Raw genomic sequence first — 17,932 nt, 5'->3', positions numbered from 1 at the left:
TCCTATGCCGCGCGCATCGCCCGCCGCCGTCACACGACGAGCGCTCCGCCCTTCACCACGGCCGCGACGTCGGTGAAGCGCTGCACGTCGTCGAGGTGCGCGCCGGGCACGGCGACGAGGTCGGCGTAGCGGCCGGGCGCAAGGGCACCGACATCCATCGACCGCCCGAGGCAGTCGGCCGCCACGGAGGTCGCGGACTGCAGCGCCTGCATCGGCGTCATGCCGAACTCGACGAACTCGGGCAGCTGCCCGGCGTTGAGCCCGTGGGGGAAGACGATCGCGTCGGTGCCGTACGCGATGCGCACGCCCGCCTCGATCGCGAGTCGCACTGAGGCGCGCGCAGACTCGCCCACGAGCGCCGTCTTCTCACGCACGCCCGCCGGGTACCCGTCGAGGTCGCCGTGGGCGTCGTCCCACTGCAGCAGGTAGGTGGTCGGCACGTAGTAGGTGCCGTGCTCGAGCATGGCCGACATCGCGGCCTCGCCGAGCATGGTGCCGTGCTCGATGGTGCGAACACCCGAACGGATGGCCCGGAGCGCGCCCTCTTCGCCGTGCGCGTGCGCCGCGACGTGGAGCCCGTAGAGCGCCGCCTCGTCGACGCACGCCTTCAGCTCGGCCTCGGTGTACTCGGGCGCGCCGGGCACGGTGCCCGCGGCGTAGACCGCGCCGGTCGCGATGACCTTGATCACGTCGGCGCCGCGGTGCGCGATGCGGCGCACCGCCGACCGCACCTCGTCGACCGAGTCGGCCACGCCGAACCGGAACGAGCGCGGCAGCTCGATGTCGACCGCGAGGTCGGTGATCTCGCCGCCGCCCGACGAGCAGGTCACGTAGGCGCCGGCGCACACCATGCGCGGGCCCTCGCAGATGGCCGCGTCGATCGCGTCGCGCAGGTCGCAGTCGACGAAGGCGCGGAAGCTGCCGACGTCGCGCACCGTCGTGAACCCGGCACGCAGCGTGGCGCGGGCGTTGCGCACGCCGAGCAGGGCGTCACGCGCGGCCGAGCCCGTGAGGTACGGGCTGTAGCTGCCGCGCTCGAGCTCGCCGACGAGGTGGGTGTGCAGGTCGATGAGGCCGGGCGCGACGAGGTGGTCGCGCAGGTCGAGCACGTCGTCGCCGCTGCCGTGGCGCGAGGCCGACCAGGGCTCGACGGCGGCGATGCGTTCGCCGTCGAGCACGATCGCATGGTCGGCGAGCACCTCGCCGGTGAGCACGTCGGCGACGGCGCCGGCACGGATGACCCGGGGCCGGCTGGCTGCGGTGGTCGAAGTGGTGTTCGTGGTCGTCATCACAGCGCCTCCACACCCTGGCTCGTGCCATCCGTCGCGATCAGCCGCTTGCCGAACGCGAACCGCACGAAGATCATGGCGACGGCGACGACCGCGCCGACCACAGCGAAGGCGGCGAAGTACGCGGTCTCGTTCTCGCCGGGCGAGAAACCCTCGCCGGCGACGCCCGCCGCGGCGATGCCGATCGCGGCGCCCAGGTAGTGCAGCGAGAGCATGCGCGTCTCGAAGCCCGCGGGGGCGACCGCGCTCGCGAGCGACAGGCCCGACGGCGACACCACCACGTCGGATGCGCCGAACACGAACACGATCACCACGAGCACGATGATCGGCGTCAGCTCGCCCGTGCCCGAGGCGGCGGCGAGCCATCCCATCGCGAGGGCGCAGCCGCCGAAGGCGACGGCGAACTTGACCGCGAGCGACGGCTGTCGGTCGCCGAGCGAGCCCCACAGGGTCGCGAGGATCGGCGCGACGATGATCGTGCAGAGCGGCGCGATGCCGAGCACGGTCGACGGCGGCAGCTCGATGCCGAAGACGACGCGGTCGGTGCTCGCCTCGGAGTGGATCGCGACCGTCGTGAAGAGCTGCTGGTAGAGCATCGCGAACACCGCGGTCGCGCCGAAGAACGGCAGGTAGTGCAGCACCCGCCGCTTGTGTTCGCGATCGAGGTCGCGCCGGGTGAAGATCCGCACGAACATGCCCGCGGCCAGCACGAGCGCGCCGAGTCCGACGATCGTCGCCGGGTTCGACCCCGCGGCGACCGTGCCGATGATCGCCGCGACGCCGGCGGCGACGGCGATGATCGGCCAGGCGAGCGCCCACCCCTTCACGCCGTGGCCCTGCACGACTGGCGCGGTCGCCTCGGTCGAGCGGCGGAACGGCAGGTACACGAGCAGGCCGATGAGGATCGCGACCGCCGAGGCGAGGAACCCGAGGCGGAAGCCGACCTCCGACTGCAGCACGCCCGTGAGGGTGATGCCGACGAGGGCGCCGCCCGCGCTGCCGAGGTAGTAGACGGTGAAGCCCGACTCGCGCTTCGGCTCGTGCGCGTTCAGCGTGCCGCCGAGCACGGCGCCCTCGCTGACCCACATGGATGCCGCGCCGAAGGCGATCGCGATGAGCCCGGTCGCGAGGCCGACCTCGCCGGGCACGGCGGCGAGCACGAGGTATCCGGCGAGCGCGAGCACCGCGCCCCAGCGGAGGCCCCGGCCTGCGCCGAGCACGTTGTCGGCCAGCCAGCCCATGAAGATCGTCGCGAGGAACGTCGCAGCGCTGTAGGTCGACACGATCGCGATCGCCACGTCGGTCGAGAGTGCGAGACCGCCCTCGGCGACGGCGAAGTACACGTAGTACACGAGGATCGTCTGCATGCCGTAGAAGGCCAGCGCGTCGAACGCGGCGAAGCCGGCGACCGGGTACATGGTGCGCGGCAGTCCGAAGAACATTCGCTGCGTCGGTGGGGCTGTCGGCGGGCTGCTGACGGTCATTGCGCCTCCATTGGAGCATCGGGCCGTGTGACGGCTTCAGGGGATGCCCGAGAGTCAATCCGATCACGACCGGCGAGGGTTTCGACATCCGTGGAAGTTCACGCTCTGATCTGCGACGGATGTCGCAGGCGCCACCGCCGCCGCGCGGTCACGATGGTCGGGTGACCACTGACGCCCACGAACTCCCCTTCAGCCGCGCCGAGTACGACGACCGGCTCCGCCGCATGCGCCGCGCCATGGCCGACGCCGACGTCGCCTTCGCGATCATCACCGCGCCCGACACGATGGCCTGGCTCACCGGATACCGCAGTCGCTGGTACCGCCAGCACACCTCGACCTCGATGCCGCCGGCGCAGTGCATCGTCGTGCACGTCGAGGAGGGGCATCCCTTCATCATCGACGCCGGCTACCACGAGGAGCTCGCCCGCACCTCGACGGTGCTCGACGACATCCGCACCCTGCCGACCTCGAGCGAGACGCACGAGGCCACCCTCGACGACTACGTGTCGTTCCTCGCCGAGCAGCTCCGCCCGTGGGCGGGCGGCCGCGTCGGCCTCGAGCGGTGGAGCTGCATCCCGAGCCCCGCGGTCGCCGACGTCGTCGACGCCATGCTCGAGGGCCTCGGATGCCGCGTGGTCGACGTCACCCTGCCGTTCCGCGGCATCCGGCGCCTGAAGAGCCCGGCCGAGCTCGCGAAGATCGAGCTCGCCCAGGCGGCGTGCGACGCCGGCATCCGGGCCATCCTCGCCGAGGCCACCCCCGAGACGACCGAGCTCGAGGCCTGGGCGCTGTACTCGCTCGGCATGGTGCGGGCGGGCGGCGAGCCCGCCGTGCTGCACGAGACCGTCGCGGCCGGATCGTCGGTGTCGGCGCTGCACCGGCTGAGCGGGCGCACGCGGCTCGGCTCGGGACCGGTCGTGCACCCCGACATGGCGTCGGCGGTCGACGGGTACCACGCGCGCGCGACCCGGCCGCTGATGTTCGGCGGCGTCTCCGACGAGAGCCGACGGCAGATCACCATCGCCGCCGGGGCGTACGAGGTGGTCGCCTCGCACGGCACCGTGGGGGCATCCTGGCGAGGGCTGCTCGCGGAGCTGCGCCGGTACTTCGCCTCGGCCGGAGTGTCGCCGGGCGCCGAGGGCGGCGTCGGCGGATACGAGCTCGGGCTCTCGGTCGCACCCGGCGACTGGGTCGGCGAGTTCGCGTGGGCGATGAACGACGAGCGCGACGACGTGATCGAAGCCGGGCTCGTCACGAACTTCGAGTCGTGGACGTCGCTCATTCTCGTCGACACCGTGGTGTTCGAGGCATCCGGCCCGCGGTTCTTGTCGTCGCTGCCGCGCGACGTGCTGGAGTTCGCGTGAACGCCCCGTGGACGCGGCAGTTCGAGCTGCCGACCGCGACCGGCTCGATCCGCGTGCGCGAGTGGGGCGACCCCGACGGACCGCTCGTCGTCTTCCACCATGGAACGCCGAGCAGTTCGATCGCCGTGCCCGGCGGCTGGGCGGGGCCCTCGACTGCCGGCGTGCGGCTGTGCTCGTATGATCGCCCCGGCTACGGCGGCTCGCCGTCGGCACCGGGGCGTACGGTCGCGGATGCCGCGGAGTGGAGCCGGCGCATCGCCGACGCCTGCGGTGCCGACCGCTTCGCGGTGCTCGGCACCTCGGGCGGCGGGCCGCACGCGGTTGCGACGGCGGCGCTGCTGCCCGAGCGGGTGACGGCGCTGTGTGTCGACGTGGGGCTCGGGCCGGCGGGGGTCGGGTCGGGCGGGTTCGTCTTCGACGGCGCGACAGGGATGGTGGCCGAGACGGTCGCCGAGATCTCGGCAGCGCGACGTGGCGAGGCAGCGCTGCGCGAGCATCTGCGTTCACTCGGCAACGGCGCCGAGGCGCTCGACGACTGGTTCGCGCGGCTGCCCGCGAGCGACCGCGAGATACTCGGCCGGCCCGAGGTGCAGCACGAGGAAGCGGTCGAGGCGACCGAGTGGAGCGTGCACGGCATCGACGGCTGGGTCGACGACGACCTCGCGCTCTTCGCCCGGGATTGGACGTTCGACCCGAGCCGGGTGCTGGCTGCCACCCGTCTCGTCTACGGCGGTGCCGACGTGCTCGTGCCCGCCTCGCACGGGCGGGCGTGGCTCGAACTCCTGCCGCATGCGGAGCTGCAGGTCGTTTCCGACGGCGGACACTGGATGCGCGACCACGAGGTCGAGCTGCTGCGGTGGTGCGGGGCGGCGGTCGCAGTGTGAGGGGCGCGTTGCTGCAGGGGCGCCGCGTGAGAGACATCCGTCAGCCCTCGGCCGCGATGCCCTCGCAGGCCATGCGGGCTGGTCGCCCTGATTCGTGCTCCCCGCGAACTGGGGAGTACGCCGTGAGAGCGGCGTCGATAGGCTCCGGAAGTCGAGGTCTCCGCTTCGACTGACCCGGACCCTTGGCGTGCAGCGACGGTGGCGATGCTCGCTGCCGACATTGTCGACGAGTGAATTTCGACGAGTGAATGGAGAAGCGCCCTGTGTTCGTGATCGAACCGGATCCCGAGCGGCCTCGGAAACGCCGCGTCGTCGATCGAGAACGAGATGCCGCGCTCGTGCCCCTCGGCATGCGCGCGTACGAAGCGATCCGGCTGATGAAGCTCGTGTGGGGCGAGCGGGTGATCCCGTTCGAGTACGAGCTCGAGCCCGTCGACTCGGAAGCCGGCACGCGCTTCGTCGGTCGCGTCATCGGCTTCGGCACGAGCCCGATCGCCGCAGAGCAGGCGGGCACCTCCCGATACCGCTTCGCCAATGATGAGGAACGACGCGCTGCCGAGCAGCTCGTGGCCGAGGCGCTGCTCGTCTACGGGGACTTCTACAACGGCCTGGACCACCCCGACGGAGTCTTCACCGTCGAGGTGCCGACGGAGGCGTACGGAACCTTCGAGTACACCCTTGCTTCCGTCGGTTACCAGACCAACGCGACGTCACCCTGACACCACGGATGGGATCACCCGATGAGCGGCGAAGAACGCGATCATCGCCGACTCGCTGCTGACACGGGCGGATGCCGGTCCTGACCAGGCTCGGAGTCCGAGCGACGCTCCCACCCGGCAATCGGCGCGCAACGCCGAATGACGGATGCCACGGCGCACGACTTCTCCTCCACAGGTCTCGCTCTGCGCGATTCATCCACAGGCAAAACAGCAGATCATGGCTGATTTTCGGCGCGACTGAATGTCAGTGGGTGCGTGCAGGATGAAGGCATGGAAGAAACCTCGCCACTCGGGCAGGCCGCACCGGCGGCGCAGGCCGCGCTGCACGCGCTGGCCGCCCTCGAGCGCGAGGTGGCGGGTCTCCGTGAGGCGTGGGCCGGCGCGATGCCGGCGTGGGGCGCGAGCTTCGGCTCGGCGCAGTTCGACCTCGAACAGATGAGCGACCCGGGTCTCATCCGGGTCACCGACGCCCTCGCGAAGACGCGGCGCGACATCGACGCCGTGCTCGCCCGCGTCGCCGCAGAGGTCGCGCGACGTTCGGGGCCCGAGTTCGGCGAGACCGGGCTCGCGAAGGCGCAGGGCTTCCACAATCCGACCCGGCTCATCGCGGCATCCACCGGGGCGTCGCGCACCGACGCGCAACGGCTGATCGCCGTTGGCGCCGCCACCGCCGAGCGGCAGACCTTCAGCGGCGAGCGCTCACCCTCGAGGCATCCACACGTGGCGGCTGCGCTCGCGACGGCGGCGATCGGTCTCGACGCGGCATCCGCGATCACCTCGATGCTCGACCGGGCGTGGGCGAGGGCCGACGCCTCCCGAATCGACGTCGTCGAAGCGACGCTCGTCGAGCTGGCCGTGCAGGTGCCGCTCGAGACCCTGCTGCGCGGGGTCCGCGAGGCCGAGGCGCGGCTCGATCCCGACGGCGTCGAACCGCGCGACGACGAGCTCCGAACCGAGCGATCGCTGACGATGCGCGAAGACCGGCACGGCATGGTGCACCTGCAGGCCCGGCTCGACCCAGAGAGCGCCGCGCCGGTCAAGGCCGCGATCGAGGCGCTCGTGAGCGATGCGCTGCGCCGACGTCGGCCGGGCGACGGCGACCACGCGCCCGTCGTCGACGACGACCGATCGATCCCGCAGATCCAGGCCGACGCACTCGCCGCGCTCGCGCGCCACACACTCGGCTGCACCCAGACCCTCACGCCCCTCGCGAAGACCACGGTCGTCGTGCGCGTCGACCTCGACACGCTCGTGAGCGGCCTCGGGCACGCCAACATCGACGGGCTCGACCAGCCCGTCCCGGCGTCGACCGTGCGCCGCATGGCCGACGCCGCCGAGGTCATCCCCGCCGTGCTCGGCGGCGAGAGCCTCCCGCTCGACCTCGGAAGGGCGGCCCGGCTCTTCACCAAGGCGCAGCGCCTCGCCCTCGGCGAGCGCGACGGCGGCTGCGCCTCGTGCGGCCAGAACATCTCCTACGTCGAGGCCCATCACATCCGCTGGTGGCAGCGAGACGCCGGCCCGACCGACCTCTCGAACGGGGTGATGCTCTGCAGCTTCTGCCACCACCGCGTGCACCGCGACGGGTGGGCGATCGACGCGAGCCCGAGCGAGGTGTGGTTCATCCCGCCACCGCAAATCGACCCAGACCGGGTGCCGCGCCTCGGCGGGCGGGCGCGATTCGAGCTGCGCGAGAGGCGAGCGGCGTGACATATCCTGCGTGGAGTTCGTGGCGCCGTCTCTTCGTGGGCGGGGGCCTGCTATGCCCACGGCCACTGCGATCCGGTGCTCACGTGCGGGGGTTGCGCCACGTTGGGTTGGCTCATCCGGTGTGCTGGATGCCACGGGCTCCCCGAACCCGGCACGACTCATCCTCCCGAGACCCGGGAGTCCTGGCAGCCCGTCCGCGTCTGATCACACCTCGACGGCCACACCGTCCTCCAACCACACCGCGCGGTCGTGCACCGACGGCGCCGACGCATCGAGCGCGTCGCGCAACCCCTGCTCGCCGTCGACGAAGTGCGACCAGCCGTCGTAGTGCGCGAAAGTCGCGACGCGAGGCGCGGCGATGGCGACGAGCTCGACCGCCTGGCGACCGGTCATCGTGAAGCGCAGCGGGCCCGTGGCGTTGAAGCGCACGCCGCCGACGTTGGCGAGCATGACGTCGATCGAGAGCTCCTCGGCGACGCGGCGCAATGGGGCGAAGAGCACTGTGTCGCCCGTGATCCAGAGCGCAACGCGTTCTTCGCCCTGGCGGCGCACCGCGAACCCGATGACGTCGCCGACGATGGGGTGCGTCAGCGGAGGCCCGTGCCGGCACGGCGTCGCCGCGATCACGAGCGTCGGCAGCCCCGGGCGGGTGCCATGCAGCGTGACCGACTCCCCCGCCTCGAGCCCGTGCAGCCGATCGGCGGGCACCGCGCGGCCGGGCAGCGCGCGGCCGGGCCCGCCTTGCGCGAGCCGGGCGGCGCCGCTCGCCGTGGTCACGACGGCGCCGACCGAGGGCAGCATCGCGCGACCCGCGTCGTCGAGGTTGTCGGCATGGTGGTCGTGGCTGACGAGGGCGACGTCGATCGGTCCGAGCTCGTCGACGCCGATCGCCGGGCCGGCCGTCTTCGTCGAACCGGTGCCCCAGCCGAACGAGTAGTGCCGGCCCGCCGGGTCGAACGTGGGGTCGACGAGCAGGCGCCATCCGTCGAGCTCGACCAGCACGGTCGGGCCCCCGATGCGCGTCAGCCTCATGCAGCCACATCCGTCATGCCGCGCAGCCCTTCATGCCGCCGACTCTTCATGCCGCGGAGCCCTCCATGCCATCAGGTCCTTCATTCCGCGAGCCCTTCATGCGACGAGGTGCTTCATCCCGCCGAGCCCTTCACGAGATCAGGTCCTTCATCCCGTCAGGCCCCTCATTCCGCGGACTCTACCGCCGGCTCCGCGCCCGCCGCCACGGTCGACCCGGCATCCGTGCCCGACCCACTCGACGTTGCCGCCGCACCCGTCCCCGCGTGGGCGAGCGCCCACTCGAGCGCCTTGTCGGCGACCTCTTCCCAGCCGGGCTCGGCGCAGATCCAGTGCGAACGACCGGGGAACTCCACGTACTCGGTGATCGCGGGCGACTTCGCGTAGTGCTTCGCGTTCGACTTGTTCACCGACGGCGGCATGATGTGGTCCTTCTCCCCACCGATGAAGAGCAGCGGGGCGCGATCGGCGGCGTAGTCGACCCAGGTCTCCTGCTTGCCGGGCTTGAAGTTCGCGATGAGCCCGTACGACCAGACCCAGTTCGCGGGAGCCGGAATGGCGAACTCCTGCCACACCGCATCGGAGTCCTCACGGGAGAGCGTGTTCGCGAACGCGTAGTGGAACTCCTCCGGCGTGAAGCCGACGGCCTTGTACCGGTTCGCCGGGTTCTTGAGCGCCGGGAACAGCGACTTCACCTGCGAGAGCGGGTTCACGCGCACCCCCTCGGTCGGCGCCGAGTCGACGACGACCGCCGAGGCGCCGAGCCCGCGCGCGAGCAGCAGCTGCGTGAGCGTCCCGCCGAACGAGTGCCCCATGATGATCGGCGGCTTCGGCAGCGCCTCGATCTGCGCGGCGAGGTGATCGACCGTCTCGGGAACCGTGAGCTTCGCGATCACGTCGGGGTTCTCGCGCAGGGCCTCGACCTCGATCTCGAAGCCGGGGTAGCCGGGCGTGAGCACCGTGAAGCCCTTCGCCTCGAAGTGCTCCTTCCAGCCGCGCCAGCTGCGGGGCGTCATCCAGAGTCCGTGCACGAGCACGATGGTGTCGGGGGCGGTGGTCTCGGTCATGGTGCGGTCCTTTCGAGTGGTCGAGCGGTCGAGTGGGTCGAGTGGGTCGAGTAGTCGGGCGAACAGCGACGGATGCCGCGACCGGCCGCCGCGGCATCCCGATTCAGGAATCGATGAACGCGAGCAGGTCGGCGTGCAGCCGGTCGCGGTCGGTGTCGGGCAGGCCGTGGGCGCCGCCCTCGTAGACGAGCAGGGTCGCGCCGTCGATCAATTCGGCCGAGCGTGCGCCGCCGACCTCGAAGGGCACGATCTGGTCGTCGTCGCCGTGGATCACGAGCGTGGGCACGTCGATCTTCGCCAGGTCGGGCCGGAAGTCGGTCGCCGAGAACGCGGCGATGCACTCGTACGCGGCCCGGTGCCCGCACGCCATGCTCTGCAGCCAGAACGCGTCGCGCACGCCCTGCGAGACGTCGCCCGCGCGGTTGTGGCCGAAGAACGGCCCGTCGGCGAGGTCGCGGTACAGCTGCGAGCGATCGGATGCCTCGCCCGCACGGATTCCGTCGAAGACCGCGATCGGCAGGCCGCCGGTGTTGTCGTCCGTCGCGAGCATGAGCGGCGGCACCGCCGAGACGAGCACGAGCTTGGCGACGCGCGACGACCCGTGCCGGCCGACGTAGTGCGCGATCTCGCCGCCGCCGGTCGAATGCCCCACGAGGGTGAGCTCGGTGAGGTCGAGGGCGTCGATGAGGCAGGCGAGGTCGTCGGCGTAGGTGTCCATCTCGTTGCCGTTCCACGTCTGGCTCGATCGCCCGTGCCCGCGACGGTCGTGCGCGATCGCCCGGTGCCCGTGCTCGGCGAGAAAGCGCGCGGCGGCCTCCCACGCGTCGGCGTTGAGCGGCCAGCCATGGCTCAGCAGCACGGGCGTGCCGCCCGACCCCCAGTCCTTGTAGAAGATCTGCGCGCCGTCATCGGCGGTGACGTAGGGCATGGCGCCTCCATTCGGCTGGCGACTCGCGCGGGTGCGAATCGCGGATGCCTCATGCTCGCGCCGGCGGCCACGCCACCGAACCACGTGGTGCGCGTAGTCGGGAGCGGTCAGCCGTCGGCGTAGCGCTCGGCGAGCTGGCGGCGCGAGGTGATGCCGAGCTTCCGGAACACCTTGCGCAGGTGGTAGTCGACCGTGTTCGCGCTGATGAACAGCTCGGCTCCGATCTCGGCGTTCGTGCGGCCCGCCGAGGCGAGGCGGGCGACCGTCGCCTCCTGCGGGGTGAGCGCGTCGGCGGTCGACTCCCCCGGTGCATGCGCGACGACGTGCTCGCCGGTCGCCTCGAGCTCGCGGCGGGCCCGAGCGGCGAACGCCGGCGCCTCCACCCGTTCGAAGATCGCGAGCGCGGCCCGCAGCTGCTCGCGGGCGTCGCGGCGGCGCTTCATGCGGCGCAGCCACTCGCCGTACACGAGGTGCGCGCGACCGAGCTCACCGCGCGACCCGGTCTCGGTGAAGTGCCCGATCGCCTCGCGGTAGAGGGCCTCGGCCTCGGCGTCGCCCGAGAGCAGCGCCGCCGCTCGTGCCGCGACGCCCCGGACCCACGGGGTGCCGCTCACCTCGGCGAACCGGGCCAGGCGGGCCGCCGCCTCGCGCACGGCGGGCTCGTCGCCACGCCCGCTGCGCACGCCCGCCTCGACGAGCTCGGGCAGCTGCTGGTACGTCACCTGCAGGAAGTCGCGCGCGACCATCGGCTCGAGCCGGGCGTACGCCGACTCGGCGCGCCCATCGGCGAGGTCGCGCGTGCTGAGGCCGGTCATCGCGATCGTGTGCGCCCCGACGAAGCCGCTCGCGAGAATGCCGAGCGCGACCTGCTCGACGAGCTCGACCGGCGCTCCCGCCCAGGCGAGCACCGCGGCGTTCACGACCTGCTCGGCGTCGTAGCCGATGGCCCGGCGGAGTTCGCGCACCTCCTCGACGTACCGCACGGATGCCGCGGGGTCGCCCCGCACGAGCTCGACCTCGCCGAGCAGCCACAGGGTCGTGTCGAGCACCCGCAGGTTGCCCGCATCGCGGGCCGCGGACGCCGTGCGCTCGAGCAGCTCGATGCAGGCCTGCTCGTCCCACAGGCCCATCGTCAGCGCGACGCCGAAGTACCCGAGGTCGAGCAGCTGCGCGTCGTCAGAGGCGCGGAGCATCTCGACCGCGGCGCGCATGGGCGGCACCGCCTCCTCGTACGGCAGCAGGATGTGCGCCGCGAGGCCGCGCAGCGCGATCGACCGCGGGCCTTCTGCGGCCTCGGCGCCGGCCGCGAGCCGCTCACCGAGCTCGGGCAGCGTCGCCCCCGCGACCGCCCACTCGGCGGTCAGCTCGACCTCGAACGCCCGCACGAGCGCGCGTTGCTCGAGATCAGGCGCGAGGCCGTGGAAGAGCTCGGCGGCGCGAAGCAGGTTCGCCGTACCACTGAGCACGCCGTCGGCGTCGGCCACGAAGAGCGCGAGCATCGCGCGCAGCATGAGCAGACGGCCCTCCGTGATGGGGTCGACCGTCGCCGGGTCGATGCGGTCGAGCAGTTCGAGTGCGAGCTGGGCGGCACCGGCGCCCGCCGCGGCCTCGGCCGCCGCCATGAGCCGCGCGTCGCGTCGCGGGCCGGGCGTCGTGCGATCGGCCGCTCCGGCGAGCAGGCGCGCACGGGAGGCCGTGCCGCCGCGTCCGCCCGCGGCATCCGCGGCCTGTTCCATGCGGTCCGCGACCTCGTCGTCGACCCCAGCCGCCGCGGCCGCAGCATGCCAGACCGCGAGGTCGGGCCGACCGTGCTCGTCGGCGACGTCGCGCAGCATCGCGTGCACCTCGCGTCGATCGGCGAACGGCATCGCGTTGTAGACGGCCGCCCGCACGAGGGGATGCCGGAACCGCACCCGCTCGCGCACGGTCGCGAGCCCGGCGCGCTCGGCCGGCCCCGCGGCATCCGTGCCGATGCCGAGCCGTTCGGCCGCCTCGTCGATGAACTCGGCACGCCCCGTCGACTCGGCCGCCGCGAGGCCGAGCCAGCGCCGGGTCGCGGCGGGCAGCGCCTCGACCGCGCGCAGGTAGGTGGACTCGAGTCGCAGCCCGATCGGCACCGGCCGCCCGAGCGCGAGCGACGAGTCGGTGAGCTGCTGGGCGGTGAACTCTCGGCCGAGGTCGATGAGGGCGAGCGGATTGCCGCCGGTCTCCTCGGCGAACCTCGTCGCGAGGTACGGGTCGACCGGCTCGGCCGACGAGCGGTTGAGCAGTTGCACCGCGTTCGGCCCGTCGAGTCCGTCGAGCTCGAGCACGGCGACGCCCGCGGCCGTCACCGCGACCCGCTCGTCGGGCCGCGTCGCCAGCAGCAGCGCGACCGACTCGGCCTCGAGGCGGCGGCCCATGAACGCGAGCACCTCGAGCGACTCGACGTCGACGAGGTGCGCGTCATCGATCACGCACACGAGCGGCTGCCGCTCGGCCGCCGCGGCGAGCAGCGAGAGCATGCCGAGTCCGACGAGGTAGCGATCGGGCGGCGGTCCGTCGTCGAGGCCGGCGGCGATGCGCAGGGCGGTGGCCTGGCGCGGAGGCAGCGACTCGACGAGCTCGGTGAACGGGGCGCCGAGCCGCTGCAGCGCCGCGTAGGGCATCGCCTGCTCGGCCTCGAAGCCGTGCGCGCGCACCACGCGGACGCCCGCGAGCTCGCGCGTGACGTCGTCGAGCAGCGCCGTCTTGCCGATGCCCGGTTCGCCGCGGATCACGAGCGCCGACCCGCGCCCGTTGCGTGCCGAACCGACGAGCTCGGCGAGACGCTCACGCTCGCCGGCACGGCCGAGGAGCGCGGGCGGCGACGTGTCGATGGGAACACCGTAGTGGAGCGCTCTCACGGTGCGCTACAGGGAGTTCGCGTCCGTCCATCCGCACGTCGCTCAGGCGTCCCCTCGTAGGCTGGAGCCGTGCCCCGACTCCACGCAGAACCCGATCGCACCAAGTGGGTGCCCGTCACCGACTCCCTCGGTTTCCGCGGCCGCCGCGCCCGCAAGCAGGCGATCGGCATGCTGCTGTCGCAGGCGAAAGGGCCGAACGCCGAGCCTGCGAAGCGCGGCGGCGGCTTCAGCGTCTGGGCGATGAGCCAGGCCGTGCCGTTCCTGATGCGCAAGGCGGCGGGGCGCGTGCTCGTCTGGGTCTGGAAGGCGGAGCCCGACCTGCTCGTCGTGATGGCCCAGGTGCAGGCGGCGACGCCCGACCTCCGTATCGCGCGGGCCTCGATGCCGATCGAGTACGACGACACCGAGGAGTTCCGCGGCACCTATCTCGGCATGGGCGAGAAGCTCGTCATGCCGCTGCCGCCGGCCGGTCGCCCGCCGTTCGCCACCTACACGTGGGATCTCGGCACGCACCTCGTGACCGTCACGGCCGTGTGCAGCGATCGCGAGCGCTTCGGCACGGTGATCGGCGCGGTCGATGACCTCGCACGTGGCATCCGCATCGTCGACGACCTCACCGTCGGCGAATCGGCGCCGGTGCTGCGGATCGATCCCGCCTGACCCACGGGACGCCCTGCGGCTTCGAGGGACTGACACGGTCGTGCTGTCGACCGAGACGTCGCACGCAGTGACTCACTCGCCCCGGCCGTGAACCGGTCTGGCGCCTTCCGGGGGCTCTCCGATCTCGTGGATGGTGTGACCTCCGCACGCCATCTTGGTCACATATGCGCGCTCGACGCGCGACACGGTGAACCACCGCATCGCGTCGCGCAAGCGGCACCACCCGACCAGGCACCACTGGCCGTTCGTGGAGGCGAACACCACGGGCTCCACGTCGCGGGTGGTCGTTGCTCCGTTGCTCGACGTGTAGCGAATGCGGACGACGCGCTGCTCGGCCATGGCCTCCTCCAGCGCCGACCTGATCGCGCGCGAGGCGGAGGGCGCCGTGTTGACCCAGACTCGGCCGGCCAGCTCGTCGGCTCGTGCTCGGGTTCGGGGATCGAGGACGTCGAGGACCTTCTGAATCCCGGCTGCCGCCAGGTCGGCGTATGGAGCGTCTGGTGCGGCCGACACGGCCGCCATGAGCGCCACCGCCTGTGCTGCTGACAGATTCACGGGCGGCAGGGATGCGCCGACGGCCAATCCGTAGCCGCCGCCCGGCCCCGGACGCGACCAGATCGGCGCGCCGCCGCGTTCGAGCGCGTCGAGGTCTCGCTTGACCGTGCGCACGGAGACGCCGAACTCCCTCGCCAGCCGCTCGGCGGAGGAACCTCTCGTTCCGCTCCGGCGCAGCATCTCGGACAGGGCGTGGAGTCGCTCCGCTCGTTTCACCGCTCGGCACATTTCAGATTCATGACATAAATAGTGACATGCACCTGTCCAGGGGGTGCACGAAGGTGGAGACATGCCAACCGTGAACAGCACTCCGCCCATCATCCTCATCGCCGGCCACTGGCTGGGCGCTTGGGCGTGGGACGACGTCGTCGAACACCTGAGAACCGATCACTCCCCAACGGTCGCACTGACGCTGCCCGGTCTCGACGCGAGCGATCCCGAGCGCGCGACGAGGACGCTCGAGGATCAAGCCGCCGCGATCGTCGACGTCTTCGCCCGACTCGAGGTCTCCGAGGAGCAGCCCGCGGTCATCGTCGCCCACAGCGGGGCGACCGGGCCCGTGAGCCTCGTCCTCGACCGGCATCCTGAACTGGTGCACCGGGTGGTGTGGGTCGACTCCGGTCCGATGGCGACGGGGGCCGCGTTCGCCGCAGACCTTCCAGCGGACGTGGAAGAACTCCCCCTGCCGCCTTTCGACGTGCTCGGGCAGCAGGCGAGCCTCGACGGCCTGAGCCCGGAGGACCTCGAGCGTTTCCGCACCGAGGCCGTGCCCGAGCCCGGGCCCGTGCTTCGCCAGGCCGTCGAGCTCACGAACGACGCCCGCAACGCCGTCGCGACCACCCTCGTGTGCTGTTCGATCTCGGGCGCACAGGTGCTGGAGATGGCGAGGGAAGGGCACCCCATGTTCGCCGAGGTCGCGAAGCTCGAGACCCTCGACGTCATCGACCTCCCGACAGGCCATTGGCCGATGTGGAGCCGCGCCGGCGACCTCGCCGACGCCATTCGGTCGGCGGCGTCACGAGCCGGCTGAATCGCACGCACGATCTGAAGGGGTCAGCCGTATCCGGGCTGACCCCTTCCTCTCACGCAGCCGCAGCGCCGTGCGTCGCCACCTCGCGCACGGCATCGAGCACCACCTGCAGCGCCGGCGAGTCCGCCTGGCTGCGCCGGTGCACCGCCGACACCCCGCGCGTCGACGCCGGCCGCACCGTCGGAATCGCCACCAGCTCCGGGTGCAGCTCCGGACGCCCCATGCGCGGCACGAGCGCGACCCCGAGCCCCGCGCGCACGAGCTCGAGGTGGTTCTCGAACTCCATCGACTCGTGCACGATGCGCGGCGCGTTCGAGACGCCGTCGAACAGGCGCCGCAGCCACTGGCGGCAGATCGTCGAGTCGAACGTGGCGATCCACTGCTCGTCGGCGAGATCGATGGGCTCCAGCTCGGCGCGGTCGGCGAGCGGGTGGTCGCGCCGCAGGATCACGTCCGCGACATCCGTGAAGAGGGGCGTCTCGATGAGGTGATCGGGCATCGCGAGCGCCACCGCACCCCAGCGGTGCACGATGCCGAGGTCGCGCTGCCCCGACGCGACGAGCGCGATGGTCTCCCACGGCTCGCTCTCGCGCGTCGGCACCCGCAGTTCGGGATGCTCCGCGCGCAGCCGCGGCAGCACCTCGACGAGGATGCCGCGCACCGCCGTCGAGAACGCGCCGATGCGCACCTCGCCCGTGACCGGGCGACGGCCTGCACCCTCGGGCCCGGCCGCGCCGCCGGCGAGGTGCAGGTCGGCCTCGAGACGTTCGAGATCGGCGAGCACGGTCGCCGACGAGGTGACGAGGTGTCGCCCGGCGTCGGTGAGCACGACGCCGCGGCCCGCCCGTTCGAGCAGCGCGACGCGCGTGCCGCGCTCGAGGCGCTTGATCTGCTGCGACACCGCCGACGGCGTGAAGCCGAGCGCGTCGGCCGCGGCCGCGACGCTGCCGTTCGTGGCCACCGCGCGCAGCGCGACCACGGCTTCGAGATCGATCATGTACGGATGCTACCGAATCAACCGCACAAATGATCGCTGGTGTTTCCGGATGCCTCGCGCTGAAGTAGAACCATGACGAGACGCGACATGCTGCTGGCGGCCCTGGTGGCGACGCTCTGGGGGTTCAACTTCGTCGTGATCGCCTGGGGCATGGAGGGCATCCCGCCGCTGTTCTTCGTCGCCGTGCGCTTCGCCGTCGTCGCCCTCGCCGTGGTCGTCGTGCCCCGCCCACTCGCGAGCTGGAAGACCGTCGTCGGCGTCGGCCTCTTCATGTGCCTCGGCCAGTTCGCGCTGCTCTACACCTCGATCGCCCTCGGGCTGCAGCCCGGCATCGCCGCCCTCCTGCTGCAGGCGCAGGTCGTGCTCACGATCGTCGTCGCCGCGCTCGCGCTCCGCGAGCGCCCCAGCCGCCTGCAGACCGTCGGCGTGCTGGTCGGCACGGTCGGGCTCGGCGTCGTCGCGTTCGGCCGCGGCGGCGACGCACCGGCGCTCGCCGTGGTGCTGTGCCTGCTCGCCGCCTTCTCGTGGGCGGTCGGCAACGTCATCTCGCGCAAGGCGGGGCCGGTCGCCCCGGCGAAGCGCTTGGGTGCACTGTCGCTGACGGTGTGGTCGTCGCTCGTCGTGCCGCTGCCGGCGCTCGGCCTGTCAGCGCTCATCGAGGGTCCCGACGCGATCGCCGCGGGCATCGCCGCATTCGGCTGGCGCCCGATCGCCTCGACGCTCTACACGGCCGGGCTCTGCACCCTGATCGGCTACGCGATCTTCAACGGGTTGCTCGCCCGCAACCGCTCGGCCTCGGTCGTGCCGTGGGTGCTGCTCGCGCCGGTCGTGGCGATGGCCTCCGCCGCGCTGCTGCTCGGGCAGATCCCGAACCTGTGGGAGACCGTCGGCGGGCTGGTGCTCGTCGCCGGGGTATTCATCGCGAACGCGCCGGGGCGGCGCCGCACCGCTCCGACCGCGGCGCCCGAGCCCGCAGCGGCATCCGGCCGCTAGCCCTGCACGAGCCGCAGCGCCTGCTCGGTGAAGTAGTTCACCTCGCCCTCGGCGTCCTCGACGCCGAAGACGAACTTGCCCGAAGGAGTCGCGCGGACGTCGATGATCGTGCCCCGACCTCGTGCGGTGACGACCTCGGCTCCGGGCGTGAAGATGGTGCTGCTCATACCTCGCAGTATGCGGCCGGATGGCGGCTCGCCGCCTCCCCCATACGACGGAGAATCCCGCGATGATCGGCTCGCCTGCTTCGTTGTGAAATCGTCACCGGCACCTCTGGCGACGCACCGGCACCTCGCTCGTACACTGAGCCAACGCCTCATCCAGTCGAGAATCGGGGTCTC

General features: G+C 72.0%; 16 protein-coding genes. 7 read left to right on the top strand and 9 right to left on the bottom strand.

Annotated elements, in window-relative coordinates:
* Positions 1 to 29 precede the first annotated feature (29 nt).
* Together ACFVTH_RS12045 and ACFVTH_RS12040 are read right to left on the bottom strand one after the other, a co-directional pair.
* A complete protein-coding gene (locus tag ACFVTH_RS12045; RefSeq protein ID WP_387090954.1) occupies positions 30 to 1,289 on the bottom strand; it encodes an amidohydrolase family protein in 1,260 nt (419 codons plus the stop codon).
* Entirely contained in the window at positions 1,289 to 2,773 is a 1,485-nt protein-coding gene (locus tag ACFVTH_RS12040) for an oligopeptide:H+ symporter (RefSeq protein WP_387090951.1), read from the bottom strand. Before ACFVTH_RS12040 ends, ACFVTH_RS12045 begins: the two co-directional genes overlap by 1 nt.
* A 161-nt stretch (positions 2,774 to 2,934) precedes the next feature.
* Here ACFVTH_RS12040 and ACFVTH_RS12035 point away from each other — a divergent pair, with 161 nt between their 5' ends.
* The 4 genes from ACFVTH_RS12035 (at position 2,935) to ACFVTH_RS12020 (ending at position 7,447) form a co-directional block, all read left to right on the top strand.
* Positions 2,935 to 4,137 (top strand): M24 family metallopeptidase, encoded by a 1,203-nt coding sequence (locus ACFVTH_RS12035; protein WP_387090949.1) that lies wholly within the window; start codon positions 2,935 to 2,937, stop codon positions 4,135 to 4,137.
* The gene (locus tag ACFVTH_RS12030) at positions 4,134 to 5,021 is read left to right on the top strand and encodes an alpha/beta fold hydrolase (RefSeq protein ID WP_387090946.1); all 888 of its coding nucleotides are present in this window, start codon (positions 4,134 to 4,136) and stop codon (positions 5,019 to 5,021) included. Before ACFVTH_RS12035 ends, ACFVTH_RS12030 begins: the two co-directional genes overlap by 4 nt.
* A gap of 350 nt (positions 5,022 to 5,371) precedes the next feature.
* On the top strand, positions 5,372 to 5,740 hold the full coding sequence (locus ACFVTH_RS12025; RefSeq protein ID WP_387090944.1) for a hypothetical protein: 369 nt from the start codon (positions 5,372 to 5,374) through the stop codon (positions 5,738 to 5,740).
* A gap of 270 nt (positions 5,741 to 6,010) precedes the next feature.
* A complete protein-coding gene (locus tag ACFVTH_RS12020) occupies positions 6,011 to 7,447 on the top strand; it encodes a DUF222 domain-containing protein (protein WP_387090942.1) in 1,437 nt (478 codons plus the stop codon).
* Between the two features lie 204 nt (positions 7,448 to 7,651).
* Here ACFVTH_RS12020 and ACFVTH_RS12015 read toward each other — a convergent pair whose 3' ends face one another.
* The 4 genes from ACFVTH_RS12015 to ACFVTH_RS12000 all read right to left on the bottom strand — a co-directional run bounded on the left by ACFVTH_RS12015 (position 7,652) and on the right by ACFVTH_RS12000 (position 13,356).
* Positions 7,652 to 8,479 (bottom strand): MBL fold metallo-hydrolase, encoded by an 828-nt coding sequence (locus ACFVTH_RS12015; RefSeq protein ID WP_387090939.1) that lies wholly within the window; start codon positions 8,477 to 8,479, stop codon positions 7,652 to 7,654.
* Between the two features lie 164 nt (positions 8,480 to 8,643).
* The gene (locus tag ACFVTH_RS12010; protein ID WP_387090936.1) at positions 8,644 to 9,543 is read right to left on the bottom strand and encodes an alpha/beta hydrolase; all 900 of its coding nucleotides are present in this window, start codon (positions 9,541 to 9,543) and stop codon (positions 8,644 to 8,646) included.
* A gap of 103 nt (positions 9,544 to 9,646) precedes the next feature.
* Positions 9,647 to 10,471, bottom strand: a complete 825-nt coding sequence (locus ACFVTH_RS12005) for an alpha/beta fold hydrolase (RefSeq protein WP_387090934.1) — start codon at positions 10,469 to 10,471, stop codon at positions 9,647 to 9,649.
* A 107-nt stretch (positions 10,472 to 10,578) separates the two neighbouring features.
* Positions 10,579 to 13,356 (bottom strand): AAA family ATPase, encoded by a 2,778-nt coding sequence (locus ACFVTH_RS12000; protein WP_387090932.1) that lies wholly within the window; start codon positions 13,354 to 13,356, stop codon positions 10,579 to 10,581.
* A 69-nt stretch (positions 13,357 to 13,425) separates the two neighbouring features.
* Here ACFVTH_RS12000 and ACFVTH_RS11995 point away from each other — a divergent pair, with 69 nt between their 5' ends.
* Complete coding sequence (locus tag ACFVTH_RS11995; RefSeq protein ID WP_387090930.1) at positions 13,426 to 14,016, top strand: hypothetical protein; 591 nt, start codon at positions 13,426 to 13,428, stop codon at positions 14,014 to 14,016.
* Between the two features lie 72 nt (positions 14,017 to 14,088).
* Here ACFVTH_RS11995 and ACFVTH_RS11990 read toward each other — a convergent pair whose 3' ends face one another.
* A complete protein-coding gene (locus ACFVTH_RS11990) occupies positions 14,089 to 14,787 on the bottom strand; it encodes a helix-turn-helix transcriptional regulator (RefSeq protein ID WP_387090928.1) in 699 nt (232 codons plus the stop codon).
* A gap of 73 nt (positions 14,788 to 14,860) precedes the next feature.
* Here ACFVTH_RS11990 and ACFVTH_RS11985 point away from each other — a divergent pair, with 73 nt between their 5' ends.
* The gene (locus tag ACFVTH_RS11985; RefSeq protein ID WP_387090926.1) at positions 14,861 to 15,601 is read left to right on the top strand and encodes an alpha/beta fold hydrolase; all 741 of its coding nucleotides are present in this window, start codon (positions 14,861 to 14,863) and stop codon (positions 15,599 to 15,601) included.
* Positions 15,602 to 15,653: 52 nt separating this feature from the next.
* On the opposite strand, the gene ACFVTH_RS11980 is transcribed toward ACFVTH_RS11985, so the two are convergent.
* Positions 15,654 to 16,598, bottom strand: a complete 945-nt coding sequence (locus ACFVTH_RS11980; RefSeq protein ID WP_387090923.1) for a LysR family transcriptional regulator — start codon at positions 16,596 to 16,598, stop codon at positions 15,654 to 15,656.
* Positions 16,599 to 16,670: 72 nt separating this feature from the next.
* Here ACFVTH_RS11980 and ACFVTH_RS11975 point away from each other — a divergent pair, with 72 nt between their 5' ends.
* Positions 16,671 to 17,591, top strand: a complete 921-nt coding sequence (locus tag ACFVTH_RS11975; protein WP_387090921.1) for an EamA family transporter — start codon at positions 16,671 to 16,673, stop codon at positions 17,589 to 17,591.
* Here ACFVTH_RS11975 and ACFVTH_RS11970 read toward each other — a convergent pair.
* The gene (locus tag ACFVTH_RS11970) at positions 17,588 to 17,758 is read right to left on the bottom strand and encodes a hypothetical protein (protein WP_387090918.1); all 171 of its coding nucleotides are present in this window, start codon (positions 17,756 to 17,758) and stop codon (positions 17,588 to 17,590) included. The two genes, ACFVTH_RS11975 and ACFVTH_RS11970, sit on opposite strands and share 4 nt — an antisense overlap.
* Positions 17,759 to 17,932 lie beyond the last annotated feature (174 nt).

The sequence above is a fragment of the Agromyces sp. NPDC058104 genome (genome assembly GCF_042884835.1).
Classification (GTDB): Bacteria; Actinomycetota; Actinomycetes; order Actinomycetales; family Microbacteriaceae; genus Agromyces.
The sequence above is the reverse complement of the archived record's forward strand: the minus strand, read 5'-3'. Positions and strand labels throughout refer to the sequence as shown.